The organism is Saccharomonospora glauca K62 (assembly GCF_000243395.2).
Lineage (GTDB): Bacteria > Actinomycetota > Actinomycetes > Mycobacteriales > Pseudonocardiaceae > Saccharomonospora > Saccharomonospora glauca.
Map to the genome: position 1 here is coordinate 4,398,509 of NZ_CM001484.1, position 17,668 is coordinate 4,416,176.

The window sequence follows — 17,668 nt, forward strand, 5'->3', positions numbered from 1 at the left end:
ACCACTCTTTCGGGGTCAACTACCGGCCATGTCTGTGACTATCAGCGCCGTCGCCTCGTTGAGCCCACAGGCCAACGAAGGGCTTCCGGTTCTCGCGGCCGAAGGGGGGACCCTCGGCTCCATCGAGGAATCGATCAACAACATCTTCGACCCGCTCACCGAAGCACTGTCGGGCTTCGTCTTCGGAGAGATCACGGTCGGGAGCATCTCGTTCCCGTGGATCGTGGCCTGGCTGATCCTCGCCGCGACCGTCTTCACGATCTACTTCGGCTTCATCCAGTTCCGTAAATTCAAACTCGCCATCGACATCGTGCGTGGCAAGTACACCGACAAGTCCGACCCCGGCGAGATCAACCACTTCCAGGCCCTCGCCTCCGCCCTGTCGGGCACCGTGGGCCTCGGCAACATCGCCGGTGTCGCCGTCGCGGTCACCATCGGTGGCGCGGGCGCCACCTTCTGGATGATCGTCGCGGGCCTGCTCGGCATGTGCACGAAGTTCGTCGAGTGCACCCTGGGTGTGAAGTACCGCGAGGTGCACGAGGACGGCACAGTCTCCGGCGGCCCGATGTACTACCTGCGCAAGGGCCTCGCCGAACGCCTCGGCGGCTTCGGCGCCGGTCTGGGCAAGGTGCTCGCGGTGCTGGCCGCCCTCGGGCTGCTGTTCTTCGCCCTCTCGGGCGGCAATATGTTCCAGGCCAACCAGACGTTCGCGCAGCTCCGCAACGTCACCGGCGGCGAGGACGGCTTCCTCGGTGGTCCGGGAGCGGCGCTGATCTTCGGCATCGTCCTCGCGATCGTGGTCGGGCTGGTGATCATCGGCGGCATCAAGTCGATCGGCGCGGTCACGAGTCGACTCGTGCCCGCGATGGCGATCGTCTACATAGCCGCCTGCCTCCTCGTCATCTTCGTCAACATCGACCAGGTGCCCGCCGCCTTCGGGGAGATCATCGGCGGCGCGTTCGCGCCCGAGGGCGTCGTCGGCGGCGCCATCGGCGCGCTGATCGTCGGTTTCCAGCGCTCGGCGTTCTCCAACGAAGCCGGCCTGGGCTCCGCGCCCATCGCGCACTCCGCGGTCAAGACCAAGAACCCCATCACCGAGGGCTACGTCGCGCTGCTGGAGCCGTTCATCGACACGGTGGTCGTCTGCACCATGACGGCGTTGACCATCGTCATCGCCTCGCCGCAGATGTGGCTCGACACCAAGGCGACCGTGTTCGCCGGTGGCCAGCCGCCGACCAACGAACAGGGCGTCACGATCACCTCCGAGGCGTTCGCGACGGTGCTGCCCTGGTTCCCGTACGTGCTGACGCTGGCGGTGGCGCTGTTCGCCCTGTCGACGCTGATCACCTGGGGCTACTACGGGCAGAAGGCGTGGTCGTTCCTGTTCGGCAAGTCGCGCCTCAGCGAGCGCGTCTACCAGGTGATCTTCTGTCTGTTCGTGGTCGCGGGCTCGGTGCTCTCGCTGGGCAGCGTGCTCGACTTCGCCGACGCCGTGCTGTTCCTGCTGGCCCTGTTCAACATCATCGGCCTGTACCTGCTGGTGCCGGTGGTGCGCAACGAGGTCAAGGACTTCGCCGCGAAACTGCGTTCGGGCGAGGTGAGGAGGCTGGACAAGGAGCCGGCAGCGGAGAAGGTCGAGAGCTGACGGTCTCCGCTACCAGCTTGACGAGATCGGCCCCCGAAGGTGTCACCGGCTCACCGGCCACGACACCCGAGGGGGTCGACCCGTGCCGGGTCTTCCGTCCACCGACTGTCACGGGACTTCCGGCAGACTTACTGTTGTCGGCAACTCGTCGTGTGCGACAGAAGGAGCAGTGTGTTGCGTGGCAGTGCGTACCACTCGCGCTCGGCGCGGACGCTGTGAGGCGGACTGATGACAGACGACCGGATCAGTCCCATTCCACAACTGGCCCTTCCTCGGGAAGCGCCCCCCGCCGTGACCACCCTCGTCGAGAACATCGAGCGCAGCTGGCAACTGGTCCGGCCCTACCGCGCGGAGGTGGAACAGGAGTTCTACCGGCTCCTGTTCCACCTCTCACCGTCCGCGAGGGACTTCTTTCCCGTGAGCATGCAGGCCGAGGACGGGCGAGTGGTGCGAGCCCTGCTTCGCCTGCTACGGCTCGTGCACCGACCCGACGACCTGGTGCCCGTCCTACGCCAGCTCGGCAGGGACCACCGCAAGTTCGGGCTGGCGCCCGCGCACTACGAGGCCGCGGGCACCGCGTTGCTCGGCGCGCTCAAGCACTGCCTGGGTCCGGCCTGGACCACGGAGGTGGAGCGGGCCTGGGCAGAGGCCTACACGCTCGTGGCGAGGGCCATGCAGGAAGCGGCGGCCGAGGCCGAGGGCGTCGAACCGCCGTACTGGGTGGGAACCGTGGCCGAACACCACCGGCTCAGTTGGGACCTCGCGCTGGTACGGGTCGAGTTGGAAGAGCCCCTTCCGTACCGCGCGGGACAGTACGTCAGCGTCGAGATTCCGCAACGGCCCCGCCTGTGGCGAGCGCTCTCGCCCGCCAACGCCCCGAGGGCGGACGGCTCGTTGGAGTTCCACGTGCGTGCCGTCGAGGGCGGCTGGGTCTCACGCGCCATCGTGGGACACACCCAGCCCGGTGACGTGTGGACGTTCGGCGCCCCGATGGGCCGCATGAGTGTCGATCGCGAGTCGGGACGGCCGGTGCTCATGGTCGCGGGCGGAACGGGCATCGCACCGCTCCAGGCGATCCTCGACGACCTGGGGCGCTGGGTCGAGAACCCCCGGACCACACTGCTCTACGGCGCCCGGCACTGGGACGACCTCTACGCGCTGGACCAGCTCTACTCGTTCTCCACCAGCAACCCCTGGCTGACCGTGTGGCCGGTGGTGGAGGACGCCTCCTCCGCCCCGGACGTCGAGCAGGGCACCTTGGCCGAGGCCGTGAGCCGCTGGGGGCCGTGGGAGGACCACGACATCCTGGTGTCCGGCCCGCCCGCCATGATCGAGGCCACCGTGACCGCGCTCCTGCGGGCGGGCACACACCCGAGTCAGATCTGCTACGACCCGTTCCTCACCGGGTGAGCGGACGTCCTCACGGCTGCTGTCCGGGACGCCACACCACCAGCGCGTTCTGCCTGCGGGCGGGAACGAGTTCCCTCCGGTAGGAGGCGTGCACGGCGGCGGCGGCCTGTTCCGCCGCCGCGTAGGCAGCGGCGAGCTCCTCGGTCAGCTCGGCGACCCGCTGCCGCAACTCGCCGACCTCGTTCTCCAGCTCGATGATGCGCTTGATCCCGGCGAGGTTGACGCCCTCCTCCTGCGACAGTCGCTGCACCTCTCGGAGTTGGGCGATGTCGCGCAGGGAGTAACGACGTCCGCCTCCGGCCGCCCGGCCCGGACTGACCAGCCCCAGCCTGTCGTACGACCGAAGCGTCTGGGCGTGCAGCCCCGACAACTGCGCCGCCACCGAGATGACGAAGACCGGCGTGTCCTCGTCAGCCCCGTGCGGCAACCCGATGGATGGACCGGAACCGAACATCGGAGCCTCACTCCCTGTCTCGCAACAGTGCGGTGATCTCCGGCCGCGGGTCGTGCTTCGCGACCGCCTCGGCATAGTCTCGCAGGGCCCGCGCCGCCTGGTCATCCAGTTTGGAGGGCACCACGACCTGCAAGGTGACGAGAAGGTCGCCTTGCGTGCCGTCCCGTTTGGTGATGCCCTTGCCTCGCACCCGCAACACTCGGCCGCTGGCGGTGCCGGGCGGAATCCTCACCGTGACCTTCGAGTCCAACGTCGGCACGGTGACGGTCGCTCCCAACGCGAGTTCGGAGAAATCCACCGGCAACGTGATGGTCAAGTCGTTGCCCGAGCGCCCGAACAGCGGGTGCGGGTTGACGTGCACGCGCACGTACAGGTCCCCAGCCGGGGCTCCCCCACGACCCGGCTCACCCTGGCCCGCCAGTCGGATGCGTTGGTTGTCGTCCACGCCGGCGGGCACGCGCACCGTCAGCGTTCGAGTACGGGTGCTGACTCCCTCGCCCCCGCACTCGGGGCACGGGTCGTCGATCACCGTGCCCCGACCGCGGCACTCACGGCACGGCTCGGAGAACGCGAAGGCGCCCTGGCTGCGGTTCACCAGCCCGACGCCACCGCAGACCGGACACGTCCTCGGCTGCGTACCCGGCCGTGCGCCGTTGCCGCCGCACGTCCCGCACTTCGCGGGACTGGACAACCGCAACGGCAGTGTGGCGCCCCGTACCGCCTCGACGAAGTCGATACGGACGTCGGTCTCAACATCGGCCCCGCGCTGCCCTCGGCTCGCCGTCGCGGTACCGCCTCGACGGCCGAACAGGTTGCCGAGCATGTCGCCGAGACCGCCGAAGCCTCCCGCGGCCGAACCGAAGATGTCGCCGAGGTTGACTCCACCGGCGCCACCGGCGCCGCCGCCGGGGAAGCCGAAACCGCCGGCCCCACCGGAGCCGAACAGCCTACGGGCCTCGTCGTACTCCTTGCGCTTCTCCGGGTCCGACAGCACACCGTAGGCCTCGGAGACGGCCTTGAACTTCTTCTCCGCCTCGGCGTTTCCGGGGTTGGCGTCCGGGTGGTTCTCCCTGGCGAGCTTGCGGTACGCCTTCTTGATCTCGTCGGCCGAGGCATCGGGGGAGACGCCCAATTCGCGGTAGAAGTCCTTACCGAGCCACTCCCTGGCGCTCATCAGGCGTCCCCTCCCTTCGCCGTCGTGTCAGCGCGCGTTCTCATCAGAGTTGTCGGCCGTCGCCTCGCCGCCCTCCGACGCGTCGGCCTTGTCCTCGTCACCCGACTTCTCACCCTCGGTCTCGCCCGTGGTGTTCGCAGGCGCGGGTTCGTGGTCGGTGACACCCACGAGAGCCGCTCGCAGCACGCGGTCACCGAACCGGTAACCGCGCCGCAGGACGGTGGTCACCGTGGGACCGTCCACATCGGGCGAGGTGTCGTGCTGAACGGCCTCGTGGATCATCGGGTCGAACTCGTCGCCCTCCTTGGCGAAGGGTTCGAGTCCGGCCTTCTCCAGCACACCGACCAACTTGTCCGCCACGGCCTTGAACGCACCCGTGAGATCACCGTGGGCCTCGGCACGCTCCAGGTCGTCGAGCAGCGGGAGCAGGTCGCTTGCCAGAGCGGCCTTGCCGCTCTCCGCCAGACCGTCGCGCTCGCGCTCGACGCGCCTGCGGTAGTTGGCGTACTCCGCCTGCACACGCTGCAGGTCGGCGGTGCGCTCCTCCAGCTGCTTCTCCAGCTCCCGCTGCGCTTCGGACGCCTCGGTGCCGGTGGCCTCGTCGTCGGAGGCGGCGGTGGGCTCGGGGGTGTCCGCCCGCGCGGCTTCCGCGGCGGGCACCTCCTGAGCCTCCTCCGTAACAGCCTCGGCACCGGCCCGGGCACGCGGCTCACCGGTCTCGGGATCGATTTTTCGACGGTCCCGCACGATCACCGGCTCCTGTTCCCGTTCGTCGGCTCGTTCGGACTGGCGCTCGGTCACTTCTTGTCCTTGTCGTCCTCGTCCACGATCTCGGCGTCAACGACGTCGTCGGCCTTGGCCGAGGAGCTGTCGGACGACGTGCCACCGGCGGCACCGTCACCCGCGCTGCCCGCCTGGGCGCCCGTGTTGGCGTACAGAGCGGTGGCCAGTTCCTGGGAAGCGGAGTTCAGCTTCTCCACGGCCTCCTTGATCTTGGCCGTGTCGGTGCCCTTCAGGGCCTCGTTGGCCTCGTCGATCGCCGACTTGACCTTGCCCTTGAGGTCCTCGGGCAGCTTCTCGTCGTTGTCCTTGATGAACTTCTCGGTCTGGTAGACCAGCGTCTCCGCCTGGTTGCGGGTCTCGGCCTCCTCACGCCGCCTGCGGTCCTCCTCGGCGTGGGCCTCGGCATCCTTGATCATCCGCTCGATGTCCTCCTGAGGCAGGGCGGAGCCACCGGTGATCTTGATGCTCTGCTCCTTGCCCGTGCCGAGGTCCTTGGCGGTCACGTGCACGATGCCGTTGGCGTCGATGTCGAAGGTGACCTCGATCTGCGGCACGCCACGCGGTGCGGGCGGGATGCCGGTCAGCTCGAAGCTGCCGAGCTTCTTGTTGTGAGCCGCGATCTCACGCTCACCCTGGAAGACCTGGATCTGCACCGACGGCTGGTTGTCATCGGCCGTGGAGAAGATCTCCGAGCGCTTGGTCGGGATGGTGGTGTTGCGCTCGATGAGCTTGGTGAACACACCACCCTTGGTCTCGATACCCAGGGACAACGGCGTGACGTCGAGCAGCAGGACGTCCTTCACCTCGCCCTTGAGCACACCGGCCTGCAGCGAGGCGCCGAGAGCGACGACCTCGTCCGGGTTCACGCCCTTGTTGGGCTCCTTGCCGCCGGTCAGCTCCTTGACGAGCTCGGAGACGGCAGGCATACGCGTGGAGCCACCCACCAGCACGACGTGGTCGATGTCGGCCACGGAGATGCCGGCGTCACGCACCACGCTGTGGAACGGAGCCTTGGTGCGCTCCAGCAGGTCGGCCGTGATGCGCTGGAACTCGGCCCGCGTCAGGGTCTCGTCGAGGAACAGCGGGTTCTTGTCCGCGTCCACCGTGATGTACGGCAGGTTGATGTTGGCCGTGGTGGAGCTGGACAGCTCGATCTTGGCCTTCTCGGCGGCTTCCTTGATGCGCTGGAGCGCCATCCGGTCCTTGGTCAGGTCGATGCCGTGCGCGGCCTTGAACTTGTCGACCAACCAGTCCACGATGCGCTGGTCCCAGTCGTCACCACCGAGGTGGTTGTCACCGCTGGTGGCCCGCACCTCGACGACGCCCTCGGCGATCTCCAGCAGGGACACGTCGAACGTACCGCCACCGAGGTCGAAGACCAGGATGGTCTGCTCCTTGTCGCCCTTGTCGAGACCATAGGCGAGCGCGGCGGCCGTGGGCTCGTTGACGATCCGCAGCACGTTGAGACCCGCGATCTGGCCGGCCTCCTTGGTGGCCTGGCGCTGCGCGTCCTCGAAGTACGCGGGAACGGTGATGACGGCGTCGGTGACCTCCTCACCCAGGTACGCCTCCGCGTCCCGCTTCAACTTCATCAGCACGCGCGCGCTGATCTCCTGCGGCGTGTAGTGCTTGCCGTCGATCTCGATCTTCCAGTCGGTGCCCATGTGCCGCTTCACCGAGCGGATGGTGCGGTCGACGTTGGTGACGGCCTGGTTCTTGGCGGGTTGGCCCGTGAGTACCTCGCCGTTCTTGGCGAAGGCCACGATGGACGGGGTGGTGCGAGCGCCCTCGGAGTTGGCGATGACCGTCGGCTCACCACCCTCGAGGACCGCGACGACCGAGTTGGTCGTACCCAGGTCGATGCCGACCGTGCGCGCCATGGTGTCTTTCCCTCCTGCTTAATGCTGCCTGGGGCTGCATGAGCAAGCTGCTCATCAGCAAACTTGAGTGGGGCTCACTCAAGTTTTATCCGGACGAGGTCTGCGTAGTCAATCCGGAGTTGAGTGCCCCGCACTCAAGGTTCCTGCCTGTCCCAACGACAGACCCGTGCTCGATGTTCCCGCACCCGGAAATTCCGACGCCTCGCGTGGTCGGGCCGCCGCCGGAAGGATCGACAGTGCCGGAACCCGGCCCGACTTCGACGGTAGGCGCGACGACGCCCGGAAACATCGGGGGAAAACCCCGGCCTTACCCCGGAATGCCCCTACCACGAGTCACTAGCCTGGTCCCAGCCCATATCGCTTCGAGAACTGGAGGACCGTATGACCCGAGCCGGCTCGGCTCCGAACCCGTACGACGCCTTACCACCCGTCCCCTCGTTCACCCTGCGCAGCGACGACGTGGCCGACGGCGAGACCCTGCCCGTGCCGCACCGCAGCGGCAAGATGGGCGCGGGCGGTGAGGACCGTTCGCCCCACCTGGCATGGGAAGGCTTCCCCGAGGGCACGAAGAGCTTCGCGGTGACCTGCTTCGACCCCGACGCGCCCACGGGAAGCGGGTTCTGGCACTGGGCGGTCTTCAACATCCCCGCGACGGTCACCGAACTCAAGTCCGGTGCCGGTGACGAGCAGGGCTCCGGCCTGCCCGCGGGAGCCCGCACGCTGAAGGGCGACAGCGGCGCCCGCCAGTACGTCGGAGCGGCTCCGCCTCCGGGACACGGCCCCCACCGCTACATCTTCGCGGTGCACGCGCTCGACGTGGAGTCGCTGGACGTGCCCGAGGACGCCACTCCGGCGTTCCTCGGCTTCAACATGTTCGGGCACACCCTCGCCCGCGCCACGCTCACCCCGATCTACGAAAACGAGGGCTGAGCGGTCGAGGACCGGTTTTCCCCGCCGACGCCGACGCGCGGCGCTCGGCGGGGAAAACCTCGAAAGACACTCACTTCGGCTCCGCTCGTTGGCATAGTCGGCGCATGCGCATCGGGATACCGCGTCTCACGTCGGCCGTCTGCGTGATCTGCGCGGCTACGGCGCTGTTCGGCTGCGGCGCTGGAGAACGGGCCACCGACCTCGGGGACCGGGACGGTCCCGGCCTCACTTCGTCCGCGGCCCCGTCGGCCCCGCCCAGTGGAACGGCACGGGAAGTCGCTCCCGAAGGCGCACCGCGGCAAGCGGAGAATCGGGGCTGGCGGCAACGCGCGGAACTGTCCCCCGCCGACCGAGCCGCCGCCGAGGAGGCCGCCGAGCGAATCCGGGGCGCGCTCGCGCCGCTGCGCGGGAAAGGTGAGTTCGCCCCCGAGAAGGTCGCCTCGGCGATCGAGAACGCGGGTTTTCCCCCCGAGTCGATCACCACGGAAGCGCTGCGCGCGCCGCTGGCCGACACCGCCGACCCCCCGAAAGGTGCCGTGTTCGGCGTACACGTCGGCGACGCGACATGTGTGGTCGGCACGATCCGGCCCGATCGTCTGGAAGCCGAACCGAAAGGCGCCGCGGCCGAGTACGGCTGCCTGGAGCCCGCCACGCACTGAGCGCGGCACGGTCCACGACCGCTCTCGGCCCCCTACCTGGCGCCGGAGAAGCGTATTCGTGATCAATTCGTCCGATCCTCGCCTCCGGAGTCCGTATGCTGAACGCCCGAGCGAGCGCCCTTCCCAGCCGGAGGTGAGTCGGTGAGCAGCTCTGCGCCGCGTGGGCTGATCGGCTCGGCCAGGCGCGCCCTGCGCGTCCTGGAGATCGTCGCCTCCGAGGGCGACGGTGTCTCGGCCAAGGCCGTCGCCCGTAGAGCGGGCTTCACCCTCTCGACGACGTACCACCTGCTCAACACCCTCGTCCACGACGGTTACCTGGTACGCCTCGGCCACGGCCGCGGATTCGGTCTCGGGTACCAGGTGGGCACGCTGTACCAGCGGCTGTGCGGGGAGCTGGGCGTCGACGACGTGGTGCGGGAGGAGCTGTCCCTGCTGCACAAGCGGGCGCGGGCCGCCGCCTACTACACGGTGTTGCGCGACACCGACGTGGTCGTGGCCGCGGTCGCCGACTCCGCCCGCTATCCCCGAGCCCGCCCGCTGGACTTCGGTTTCCACGAGGCTGCCCATGCCACGGCGTTCGGCAAGGTACTGCTGTCGACGCTGACCCCGAAACAGCGCCGCGACTATCTCGCGGGGGCCGGCATGCCCAGGCTCACCGAGCGCACACGGGTGCGACTCGACGAGTTGAGCCTCGAACTCGACGAGGTCAAAAGGTCGGGCCTGGCCAGGGACGTCGAGGAGTTCCAACCCGAGCTCGCCTGTGTGTCCGCCCCGGTCCGGGGTCCCGACGACCGCGTCAGGGGCGCGGTGGCCTTCTCCGTGCCGCTTCGCGAGTACGCGGCCCGGAAGAGCCAGTTGGAGCACTTCGTCGCCGACGGCGCCGCGCGCATCGCCCGAGCCCTCGCCCGTTCCGCCGACGAGGCCCCGCCGAGCGTCAACGCGGTTTGAGCAGATAGTCGACCACGGGCCGCAGCTCCTCGGCCGTGGGCGGCTCGTCGTCGATCAGTCCCTGGATCAGCAGCCCGTCGATACCGGCGAGGAACACCCGGAACGCCACCTCGTCGTCGTGGCGGACCATCGAGGTCAGCACGTCGAGCCACCGGCGCGCGGCGGGCCGCAGCTCCGGGCGCCGGGCCGCCAGCAGATAGAGCTCGTACTCGGCCATCGTGCGCCCCCTCCGGGGTCCCAGGGCCTCGGCGAGCAGGTTGGCGACCTCCTCGGCGCCCCGACTGCCCCGCGAGCGCGCTCGGTCGATCATCCAGTAGACCTCGGTGGCCATGTCCCTGGCGCAGCTGATCAGCGTGGCGATCAGCAGATCGTCGAGCGACGCGAAGTGGTAGGTCGTCGACGTGGTGGGCACCCCCGCCTCCTTGGCCACCGTGCGGTGGGTGACGCCCGCGACCCCGTCGCGCTCGATCACGCGAAGCGTCGCCTCGATGATCTCCTTGCGACGCTTCTCGCCACGGGCCTTGCGACCGTCGACGCGTTGTCTCACTCGCCACCTCCCAGCTCCAGCAACACGACGCCCCCGATGACGAGCACGAGCCCGAAGATCATCGTGAGATTCAGCCGTTCCCCGAGGAACAGGGCTCCGATCAGCGCCACGAGGGCAACCCCGACGGCCGACCAGATGGCGTAGACGACGCCGACCGGCATTCCCGCCTTGAGGACCCGAGCCAGCAGATAGAACGCCGTCCCGTAGGCGACGACGACCACGGTGGAGGGCACCAACTTCGTGAAGCCGTCGGCGTACTTCAACGAGATCGTGCCGGTGACCTCCGCGGCGATGGCCGCTGCCAACAGGACATAGGGACTCATGACTGTTAAAATACCTGAACGAACGTCCCAATATATTGCGAGTTGTGCGCCACATCAGCGGGACTGAGTGAAGGGCGATAGGTTACTCATCAGTACAACGCATCTTCCCGACCCACCGCGAAGCTTCGAACCGAAAGGCCCCGAACATGGGTGCACTGCAGATCACGATGGGCGTGATCGGCGTTCTCGTCAGCGTCGTCGCCTGGTCAGTGTTCGTCTCCGGCGTGCTACGCCAGATCCGCATCATCCGACTCGGCCAGCCGGACTCCACCCGCAACGGCCCGTTCGGCCCGCGCATGCGCAACCTGATCAAGGAGTTCGCGGCTCACACCCGCATGAACAAGTTCCGCCACGTCGGCCCGTGGCACTGGCTCGTCATGTGGGGCTTCCTGCTGGGCTCACTGGCCCTGTTCGAGGCCTACGGCGAGGTCTTCGTCCCGCACTTCGCCTGGCCGATCATCGGCCACTGGGGCCCGTGGCAGCTGCTGCTCGAAGTACTGGGTCTCGGCACCGTGCTCGGCGGTATCGCGCTGGCGATCATCCGCCAGCTCAACCACCCTCGCCGCGCCGACCGACAGTCACGCTTCGCCGGGTCGAACTTCAAGCAGGCGTACTTCGTCGAGGCCGTGGTGATCATCGAGGGTCTCGGCATCCTCGGCGTCAAGGCCTTCAAGATCGCCAGCGGCATCGAGGACCCGGCCCTGTGGACGAGCTTCGTCACCAAGCCGTTCGCCGAGCTGCTGCCCACCAGCACCGCGGCCGTGTCCGTGATGGCCCTGATCAAGCTGCTGTCGGGCATGATCTGGCTGCTGGTCGTCGGTCGCACCCTCACGATGGGCGTGGCCTGGCACCGCTTCAGCGCCTTCTTCAACATCTACTTCAAGCGCGAGGCCGACGGCGGGGTCGCGCTCGGCGCGCTGAAGCCGATGATGAGCGACGGCAAGCCGCTCGACTTCGAGGAGGCCGACCCCGAGAAGGACGTCTTCGGCGCGGGTCGGATCGAGGACTTCACGTGGAAGGGCTGGCTGGACTTCTCCACCTGCACCGAGTGCGGTCGTTGCCAGTCGCAGTGCCCGGCCTGGAACACCGGTAAGCCGCTGTCGCCGAAGCTGGTCATCACGCAGCTGCGCGACCACGCCTACGCCAAGGCCCCGTACCTGCTGGCTGGCGGCAAGAAGGACGTCACGGGCGAGGAGATCGGCCTCACCGGGGCCAACCCGTACGAGGGCATCGACGTGCTGGCGCTGGCCGAGGCCGAGCGCCCGCTCGTGGGCACCGGCGACGACGGTGGCGTGATCGACCCCGACGTGTTGTGGTCCTGCACCACCTGCGGTGCGTGCGTCGAGCAGTGCCCCGTGGACATCGAGCACGTCGACCACATCGTCGACATGCGCCGCTACCAGGTGATGATCGAGTCGAACTTCCCGAGCGAGTTGAACGGGATGTTCAAGAACCTGGAGAACAAGGGCAACCCGTGGGGCCAGAACGCCCGCGACCGCCTGGCCTGGACCGAGGACCTCGACTTCGAGGTGCCCGTCTTCGACGGCGAGCTGGGCGACGCCGAATACCTGTTCTGGGTCGGCTGCGCCGGCGCTTTCGAGGACCGCGCCAAGAAGACGACGCGTGCCGTGGCCGAACTGCTGCACATCGCGGGTGTCAAGTACACGGTGCTCGGCCCCGAGGAGACCTGCACCGGTGACCCGGCCCGCCGGGCGGGTAACGAGTTCGTGTTCCAGATGCTCGCCCAGCAGAACGTCGAGGTGCTGAACTCGGTGTTCGAAGGCGTCGAGCCGAGTAAGCGCAAGATCGTCGTCACCTGCGCGCACTGCTTCAACACGCTCGCCAACGAGTACCCCGAGCTGGGCGGCACCTACGAGGTCGTGCACCACACCCAGCTGCTGAACCGCCTCGTGCGCGAAAAGCGGCTCGTCCCGGTGGCCCCGGTCGCGCAGGACGTCACCTACCACGACCCGTGCTACCTGGGCAGGCACAACAAGGTGTACGAGGCGCCGCGTGAACTCGTCGGCGCGTCGGGTGCGTCGCTGCGCGAGATGCCGAGGCACGCCGACCGGTCCATGTGCTGCGGCGCCGGGGGTGCCCGCATGTGGATGGAGGAGCGCATCGGCAAGCGCATCAACGTCGAGCGGGTCGACGAGGCCCTGGGCACGGCGCCGTCGAAGATCGCCACCGGCTGCCCGTTCTGCCGCGTGATGCTCACCGACGGCGTGACCGCGCGCCAGAACGAGGGCAAGGCCGCCGAGAGCGTCGAGGTGGTCGACGTCGCGCAGCTGCTGCTGTCCGCCGTCAAGCGCGGTCAGCCGGTCCCGGCGGGTGTCTCCGCGTCGGGCGGCGAGGCCGAGGCCGACGGCCGGGCCGACCTGCCCACGGACGAGGTGGGCACCGGCACGGTGCAGCCGGACGAGGACAAGTGACCCGGCGGGGTCGTGAAAAAATCTCCGATTATTCTTTCACGACCCCGCTTCCGGCCCCCAAGTCGCGCTAGCATGGCCACCTCGCGCATAAGTAACGAAGCGAGGTCAAGGCAGCAACATGCAAGGCGAGGATCGTGCGGGTAGGCCGGAGTACGAACGAGTCCCGGACTTCGACGACGTCGCCGACGTCGACTTCGGTGCCGATCTCCCGGCCGGGAACGACTCCACAACCGCGTGGCGACCACCCACCGGACTACGACGCCCACGCCCGGAGCGTGTGGTGATGTCGACGCGGGACGCGTTCACCGAGGAGGACACCCCCTCGGACGGCGGGCTCCGAGCCCGGCCGTACGTGCTCACCAAGGGCCGTACCAGGGCACGCTCGGACCTCGCCGTGGAGACTCTCGTCTCGTCCGAGCCGAACGCCCAGTGGCATCGGCACAGACCGGGCTCGGAGTACCGCAAACTCGGGCAGCTGTGCACCACGCCGGTGTCGGTGGCGGAGATCGCCGCGAACCTCTCGGTGCCCCTCGGAGTCGCCCGCGTGCTGATCACCGACCTCGCCGACACGGGGTTCCTCAGAGTGCACACCGCACCGGCGAATCCGGGCGGCAGGCCCGACCGCGCTCTTTTGGACCGGGTCCTGGCCGGCCTGCAGCGCCTCTGACGCCGGATCGCTCCCGACACGGTCCGGACCATCTCCGCTCGACGAGCGACACCGGTTCGCCGACCCGCGCTCTCGCGGTCGTCCCGAGCGGAGTCGAGCCGATTCCGTCCCTTGCCTGAAGAACGGAATCAGTGGTTCACTTCTTCCGTGGTGTACCGACGCACCCCCGCCGTGCAGGCAAGGCTCGACGCGACTCGCCGTGTGATCGTCGATGCCGCCGTGGAGCTGCTGTCCGAACGCGGCTACGCCGGATGCTCGATGGCGGCGGTGGCCGAGCGGGCGGGTGTCGGTACCGGCACCGTCTATCGCCATTTCCCCGGCAAGGCCGAGCTCGTGGCGGAGCTGTTCACCCACGTCGTCACCCGCGAGGTCCGAGCCGTCGAACGAGCCGCCGAATCGCGGGACGGCGCGGCCGACCGCGTACTGGCCGTCGTACGGACCTTCGCCCACCGCGCGTTGCGGGTTCCCCGCCTGGCCTACGCCCTGCTGGCCGAACCCGTCGACGCTCTCGTGGAGCAGCGCCGTCTGGTGTTCCGGCAGGCGTTTCGCGACGTCATCGCACGTTGTGTCGACGACGGTGTCGATTCGGGGGAGCTTCCCCCGCAGGACGCGTCCGAAACGGCCGCCGCGCTGGTCGGCGCCACGGCCGAAGTGCTCATCGGCCCCCTCACCTCCGGCGACGCCGAGGCCGTCGAGCACTTGTGCACCTTCACCCTCCGCGCGTTAGGAGCCCGCGATGCCACCCACCCATGAGGTCACCAACCAGGTCCCTGCGCTGGTCGACTACGACGTGTCCGACGACCCCGCCCTGCTGGAGGGCCTGCGCCGGGAAGGCGCGGACTGGGCCGAGCGGGAGGTCCGGGAGCTCGGCGCTCTCGCCGGTACCGAGCGAGCACAGGAATGGGGCAGGCTCGCCAACGAGTACCCGCCCGTACTCCGCACGCACGACCGGGTGGGCAGGCGGATCGACGAGGTGGAGTTCCACCCCCACTGGCACGACCTCATGACCGTCGCGGTGGAGCACGGGCTGCACGCGGCTCCCTGGCGGCAGGACCGCCCCGGAGCACACGTCGCGCGCACCGCGAAGTTCTACGTCTGGAGCCAGGTCGAGCCCGGACACACGTGCCCCATCTCGATGACGTACTCGGCCGTGCCCGCCCTGCGCCACAACGCCGAGCTGGCCGCCGAGTACGAGCCGCTGCTGGCCGCGCCGCACTACGACTTCGGGCTCCGGGTCCCCACCACCAAGCGCGGGTTGATCGCGGGCATGTCCATGACCGAGAAGCAAGGTGGCTCGGACGTCCGATCCAACACCACCCGCGCCGTGCCCAACGGGGACGGCAGCTACGTCGTCACGGGGCACAAGTGGTTCACCTCGGCCCCCATGTCCGACGTGTTCCTCACCCTTGCGCAAGCACCGGGCGGACTGTCTTGCTTCCTACTGCCCCGTGTGCTGCCCGACGGCACCCGCAACGCCATCCACCTGCAACGGCTCAAGGACAAGTTGGGCAACCGCTCGAACGCATCGGCCGAGATCGAGTACAACGGCGCCGTGGGCTGGCTCGTCGGCGAGGAGGGCCGGGGAGTCCGCACGATCATCGAGATGGTCAACAACACGCGGCTGGACTGCGTCACCGGGAGCGCCGCGGCCATGCGCTACGGCACCGTGCGGGCAGTGCACCACGCCCGGCACCGGTCGGCCTTCGGCGCCCCGCTCGCCCGACAGCCGCTGATGACCAACGTGCTCGCCGATCTGGCCGTGGAGGCCGAGGCGGCCACCACGCTGGCCCTGCGCCTGGCCGGAGCGAACGATCGCGCCCTCGCCGGCGACGAGCGGGAAGCCGCGTTCCGCAGGCTGGCGCTGCCGGTGTCGAAGTACTGGGTGTGCAAGCGCTGCCCCACGCACGCGGCCGAGGCGCTCGAATGTCTCGGCGGCAACGGCTACGTCGAGGAATCCGGTATGCCGAGGTTGTTCCGGGAGTCGCCGCTGTCGTCCATCTGGGAGGGCTCCGGCAACGTCGCCGCGCTCGACACCCTCCGCGCGATGACCAGGCAACCCGAGTCCGTGGAGGCGTTCCTCGCCGAGGTCGACCTGGCCAAGGGAGCGGACTCCCGCCTGGACGCGGCGATCACGGCGGTGCGCCGCGACCTCGGCGAGCAGGACGAGGCCGAGTTCCGCGCGCGACGCCTGGTGGAACGTCTCACGCTCGTGTTGCAGGGCTCGCTGCTGGTCCGACACGGCGACAAAGCCGTCGCGGACGCGTTCTGCGCTTCCCGCCTCGGTGGCGACTGGGGAGTGGCGTTCGGGACGCTGCCCCGTGGAGTCGACGTCGCGGCGATCGTGGAGCGCGCCGGGGTCGGTCAGTAACCGAAGTTCTGGGTCCAGTACCAACCGTCGGAGTTCACGCCCACGCCGATAGCGGTGATGTCGCAGTTCAGAATGTTGCGTCGATGGCCCTCGGAGTCCATCCACGCCTGCATCACGGCGTCCGCTGTGGACATTCCCATGGCGATGTTCTCGGCGGCCGGAGCCGGGTAACCGGCGTCCTCGATCCGCTGGTCGAACGACCTGCCGTCCCGCGAGGTGTGAGACAGGTAGCGGCCGGCCGCCATGTCGTCGCTGTGCGACTGTGCCGAGGCGACCAAACGATCGTCGACACGCACGGGCGCGCAGCCCGCCTCGGCGCGTTCGGCGTTGACCAGCTCGACGACCTGCTGCTGCGGGTCGCCGGAGTCTTGCGTGCCGTCGCGGGACACCATGGGCGTCGCGTCCTCGGGACCCGAGTCCGTCGTGGTCGTGGCGACGGACTCGGAGGACGACGACGTGGGTCGAGCCGACTCCGGCTCCTCCTCGGTCTCGGAGGTGGAGGCCGTCGTCTCGGTGGTGGTCGTGAGTGCGGACGCCTCGGTCGACGAGACGCCGGTGGTGGTCGAGTCGGAAGTGGAGGGCGCCACGTCCGCCGCCTTGACCTCTCGGGCCGGGGAGGGCCCGCGGTCGAGAGCCAACGAAGTGTTCTCGGAATCACCCGGCTCTAACCAGAGCAGGTGAACACCGGCGGCAACAGCCACCCCAACGAGCACACTGGCTGTCACCAATAGCGACCGGATTCGCGAGGTTGGCGCAGACACGGGGCGAGAAGTTACCACTAACGAGCGATTTATCAAACCGTGATTTATTCGTCATCCGCCCCGCGCGGCCCCGCCGTGCAGCCTCAGCGGCGAGTGTCGACCCGGTCGAAGTTCAGGTACGCGCGACTGGGCGTGGGACCGCGTTGGCCCTGGTACCGGGACCCGGCCTCCGGCGAACCGTAGGGGTGTTCGGCCGCGCTCGTGAGCTGGAACAAGCACAACTGCCCGATCTTCATCCCCGGCCACAACGTGATGGGCAGGTTGGCGACGTTCGACAGCTCCAGCGTGATGTGACCGCTGAACCCGGGGTCGATGAACCCGGCCGTCGAGTGGGTCAGCAGCCCCAGCCGCCCCAACGACGACTTGCCCTCCAGCCGTCCCGCGAGGTCGTCGGGCAACGTGAACAGCTCGAACGTCGAGGCCAGCACGAACTCGCCGGGGTGCAGCACGAACGGGTCGTCGCCGTCCTTCTCCACCAACGACGTCAGCTCGTCCTGACGCAGCTTCGGGTCGATGTGGGTGTACTTGCTGTTGTCGAAGACTCGGAAGAAACGGTCGAGCCGCACGTCGATACTCGACGGCTGCACCATCGCCGGGTCGAACGGGTCGACCCCGAGCCGTCCCGACTCCAGCGCCTTGCGAAGCTCACGGTCACTCAACAGCACCGCTTCACCCTAACCGGGAGGC

The 17,668-nt window shown here is 68.6% G+C and carries 17 protein-coding genes; 9 read left to right on the forward strand and 8 right to left on the reverse strand.

The genetic code is table 11. The annotated features are described in order from the left end of the window. Window positions 1-28: 28 nt before the first annotated feature. Together SACGLDRAFT_RS20630 and SACGLDRAFT_RS20635 are read left to right on the forward strand one after the other, a co-directional pair. Window positions 29-1,645 carry an alanine/glycine:cation symporter family protein gene (locus SACGLDRAFT_RS20630; RefSeq protein WP_005466957.1) on the forward strand — a complete coding sequence of 539 codons (1,617 nt, stop codon included), beginning with the start codon at window positions 29-31 and terminating at the stop codon, window positions 1,643-1,645. Window positions 1,646-1,873: 228 nt separating this feature from the next. Further along, on the forward strand, window positions 1,874-3,055 hold the full coding sequence (locus SACGLDRAFT_RS20635; protein WP_005466958.1) for an FAD-binding oxidoreductase: 1,182 nt from the start codon (window positions 1,874-1,876) through the stop codon (window positions 3,053-3,055). A 10-nt stretch (window positions 3,056-3,065) separates the two neighbouring features. Here SACGLDRAFT_RS20635 and SACGLDRAFT_RS20640 read toward each other — a convergent pair whose 3' ends face one another. From SACGLDRAFT_RS20640 to dnaK, 4 genes are read right to left on the reverse strand one after another with little or no spacing between them, the layout of a single operon-like run. Continuing rightward, window positions 3,066-3,509: a heat shock protein transcriptional repressor HspR gene (locus SACGLDRAFT_RS20640; RefSeq protein ID WP_005466959.1), complete on the reverse strand. Its 444-nt coding sequence runs from the start codon at window positions 3,507-3,509 to the stop codon at window positions 3,066-3,068. A gap of 7 nt (window positions 3,510-3,516) precedes the next feature. Then, entirely contained in the window at window positions 3,517-4,683 is a 1,167-nt protein-coding gene (dnaJ, locus tag SACGLDRAFT_RS20645) for a molecular chaperone DnaJ (protein WP_005466960.1), read from the reverse strand. Between the two features lie 27 nt (window positions 4,684-4,710). Continuing rightward, entirely contained in the window at window positions 4,711-5,484 is a 774-nt protein-coding gene (gene grpE / locus SACGLDRAFT_RS20650; protein ID WP_005466961.1) for a nucleotide exchange factor GrpE, read from the reverse strand. After that, window positions 5,481-7,346, reverse strand: a complete 1,866-nt coding sequence (gene dnaK / locus SACGLDRAFT_RS20655) for a molecular chaperone DnaK (RefSeq protein WP_005466962.1) — start codon at window positions 7,344-7,346, stop codon at window positions 5,481-5,483. The genes grpE and dnaK overlap by 4 nt, the downstream gene beginning before the upstream one ends. A gap of 381 nt (window positions 7,347-7,727) precedes the next feature. Here dnaK and SACGLDRAFT_RS20660 point away from each other — a divergent pair, with 381 nt between their 5' ends. The 3 genes from SACGLDRAFT_RS20660 (at window position 7,728) to SACGLDRAFT_RS20670 (ending at window position 9,883) form a co-directional block, all read left to right on the forward strand. Then, window positions 7,728-8,276, forward strand: coding sequence for a YbhB/YbcL family Raf kinase inhibitor-like protein (locus SACGLDRAFT_RS20660; RefSeq protein ID WP_005466964.1), 549 nt, complete (start codon window positions 7,728-7,730; stop codon window positions 8,274-8,276). 104 nt (window positions 8,277-8,380) lie between these two features. Further along, entirely contained in the window at window positions 8,381-8,935 is a 555-nt protein-coding gene (locus SACGLDRAFT_RS20665) for a hypothetical protein (protein WP_005466965.1), read from the forward strand. Window positions 8,936-9,076: 141 nt separating this feature from the next. Further along, window positions 9,077-9,883 carry an IclR family transcriptional regulator gene (locus tag SACGLDRAFT_RS20670; RefSeq protein WP_005466967.1) on the forward strand — a complete coding sequence of 269 codons (807 nt, stop codon included), beginning with the start codon at window positions 9,077-9,079 and terminating at the stop codon, window positions 9,881-9,883. On the opposite strand, the gene SACGLDRAFT_RS20675 is transcribed toward SACGLDRAFT_RS20670, so the two are convergent. Together SACGLDRAFT_RS20675 and SACGLDRAFT_RS20680 are read right to left on the reverse strand one after the other, a co-directional pair. Beyond that, the gene (locus tag SACGLDRAFT_RS20675) at window positions 9,870-10,430 is read right to left on the reverse strand and encodes a TetR/AcrR family transcriptional regulator (RefSeq protein ID WP_005466968.1); all 561 of its coding nucleotides are present in this window, start codon (window positions 10,428-10,430) and stop codon (window positions 9,870-9,872) included. The two genes, SACGLDRAFT_RS20670 and SACGLDRAFT_RS20675, sit on opposite strands and share 14 nt — an antisense overlap. After that, window positions 10,427-10,753 (reverse strand): DMT family transporter, encoded by a 327-nt coding sequence (locus SACGLDRAFT_RS20680; RefSeq protein WP_005466969.1) that lies wholly within the window; start codon window positions 10,751-10,753, stop codon window positions 10,427-10,429. Before SACGLDRAFT_RS20680 ends, SACGLDRAFT_RS20675 begins: the two co-directional genes overlap by 4 nt. Window positions 10,754-10,899: 146 nt before the next feature. On the opposite strand from SACGLDRAFT_RS20680, the gene SACGLDRAFT_RS20685 reads away from it, so the two are divergent. The 4 genes from SACGLDRAFT_RS20685 (at window position 10,900) to SACGLDRAFT_RS20700 (ending at window position 16,220) form a co-directional block, all read left to right on the forward strand. Beyond that, window positions 10,900-13,185: a (Fe-S)-binding protein gene (locus SACGLDRAFT_RS20685; protein ID WP_005466970.1), complete on the forward strand. Its 2,286-nt coding sequence runs from the start codon at window positions 10,900-10,902 to the stop codon at window positions 13,183-13,185. A gap of 118 nt (window positions 13,186-13,303) precedes the next feature. Continuing rightward, a complete protein-coding gene (locus tag SACGLDRAFT_RS20690) occupies window positions 13,304-13,852 on the forward strand; it encodes a DUF742 domain-containing protein (RefSeq protein ID WP_005466971.1) in 549 nt (182 codons plus the stop codon). 147 nt (window positions 13,853-13,999) lie between these two features. After that, complete coding sequence (locus SACGLDRAFT_RS20695; protein ID WP_005466972.1) at window positions 14,000-14,605, forward strand: TetR/AcrR family transcriptional regulator; 606 nt, start codon at window positions 14,000-14,002, stop codon at window positions 14,603-14,605. Further along, window positions 14,589-16,220 carry an acyl-CoA dehydrogenase family protein gene (locus SACGLDRAFT_RS20700; protein WP_005466974.1) on the forward strand — a complete coding sequence of 544 codons (1,632 nt, stop codon included), beginning with the start codon at window positions 14,589-14,591 and terminating at the stop codon, window positions 16,218-16,220. The genes SACGLDRAFT_RS20695 and SACGLDRAFT_RS20700 overlap by 17 nt, the downstream gene beginning before the upstream one ends. Here the strand turns inward: SACGLDRAFT_RS20700 and SACGLDRAFT_RS20705 are convergent. Further along, window positions 16,214-16,981 (reverse strand): CAP domain-containing protein, encoded by a 768-nt coding sequence (locus SACGLDRAFT_RS20705; protein WP_051036229.1) that lies wholly within the window; start codon window positions 16,979-16,981, stop codon window positions 16,214-16,216. The genes SACGLDRAFT_RS20700 and SACGLDRAFT_RS20705 overlap by 7 nt on opposite strands. Window positions 16,982-17,064: 83 nt before the next feature. After that, window positions 17,065-17,646: a dCTP deaminase gene (dcd, locus tag SACGLDRAFT_RS20710; protein ID WP_005466976.1), complete on the reverse strand. Its 582-nt coding sequence runs from the start codon at window positions 17,644-17,646 to the stop codon at window positions 17,065-17,067. Between the last annotated feature and the right edge of the window lie 22 nt (window positions 17,647-17,668).

Bases quoted from the DNA above. Each gene is read 5' to 3' on its own strand.
- SACGLDRAFT_RS20635 (WP_005466958.1), top strand. From the start codon at position 1,874: ATGACAGACGACCGGATCAGTCCCATTCCACAACTGGCCCTTCCTCGG.
- dnaK (WP_005466962.1), bottom strand. From the start codon at position 7,346: ATGGCGCGCACGGTCGGCATCGACCTGGGTACGACCAACTCGGTCGTC.
- SACGLDRAFT_RS20640 (WP_005466959.1), bottom strand. From the start codon at position 3,509: ATGTTCGGTTCCGGTCCATCCATCGGGTTGCCGCACGGGGCTGACGAG.
- SACGLDRAFT_RS20690 (WP_005466971.1), top strand. From the start codon at position 13,304: ATGCAAGGCGAGGATCGTGCGGGTAGGCCGGAGTACGAACGAGTCCCG.
- SACGLDRAFT_RS20630 (WP_005466957.1), top strand. From the start codon at position 29: ATGTCTGTGACTATCAGCGCCGTCGCCTCGTTGAGCCCACAGGCCAAC.
- SACGLDRAFT_RS20665 (WP_005466965.1), top strand. From the start codon at position 8,381: ATGCGCATCGGGATACCGCGTCTCACGTCGGCCGTCTGCGTGATCTGC.
- SACGLDRAFT_RS20685 (WP_005466970.1), top strand. From the start codon at position 10,900: ATGGGTGCACTGCAGATCACGATGGGCGTGATCGGCGTTCTCGTCAGC.
- SACGLDRAFT_RS20660 (WP_005466964.1), top strand. From the start codon at position 7,728: ATGACCCGAGCCGGCTCGGCTCCGAACCCGTACGACGCCTTACCACCC.
- SACGLDRAFT_RS20700 (WP_005466974.1), top strand. From the start codon at position 14,589: ATGCCACCCACCCATGAGGTCACCAACCAGGTCCCTGCGCTGGTCGAC.
- SACGLDRAFT_RS20680 (WP_005466969.1), bottom strand. From the start codon at position 10,753: ATGAGTCCCTATGTCCTGTTGGCAGCGGCCATCGCCGCGGAGGTCACC.
- dnaJ (WP_005466960.1), bottom strand. From the start codon at position 4,683: ATGAGCGCCAGGGAGTGGCTCGGTAAGGACTTCTACCGCGAATTGGGC.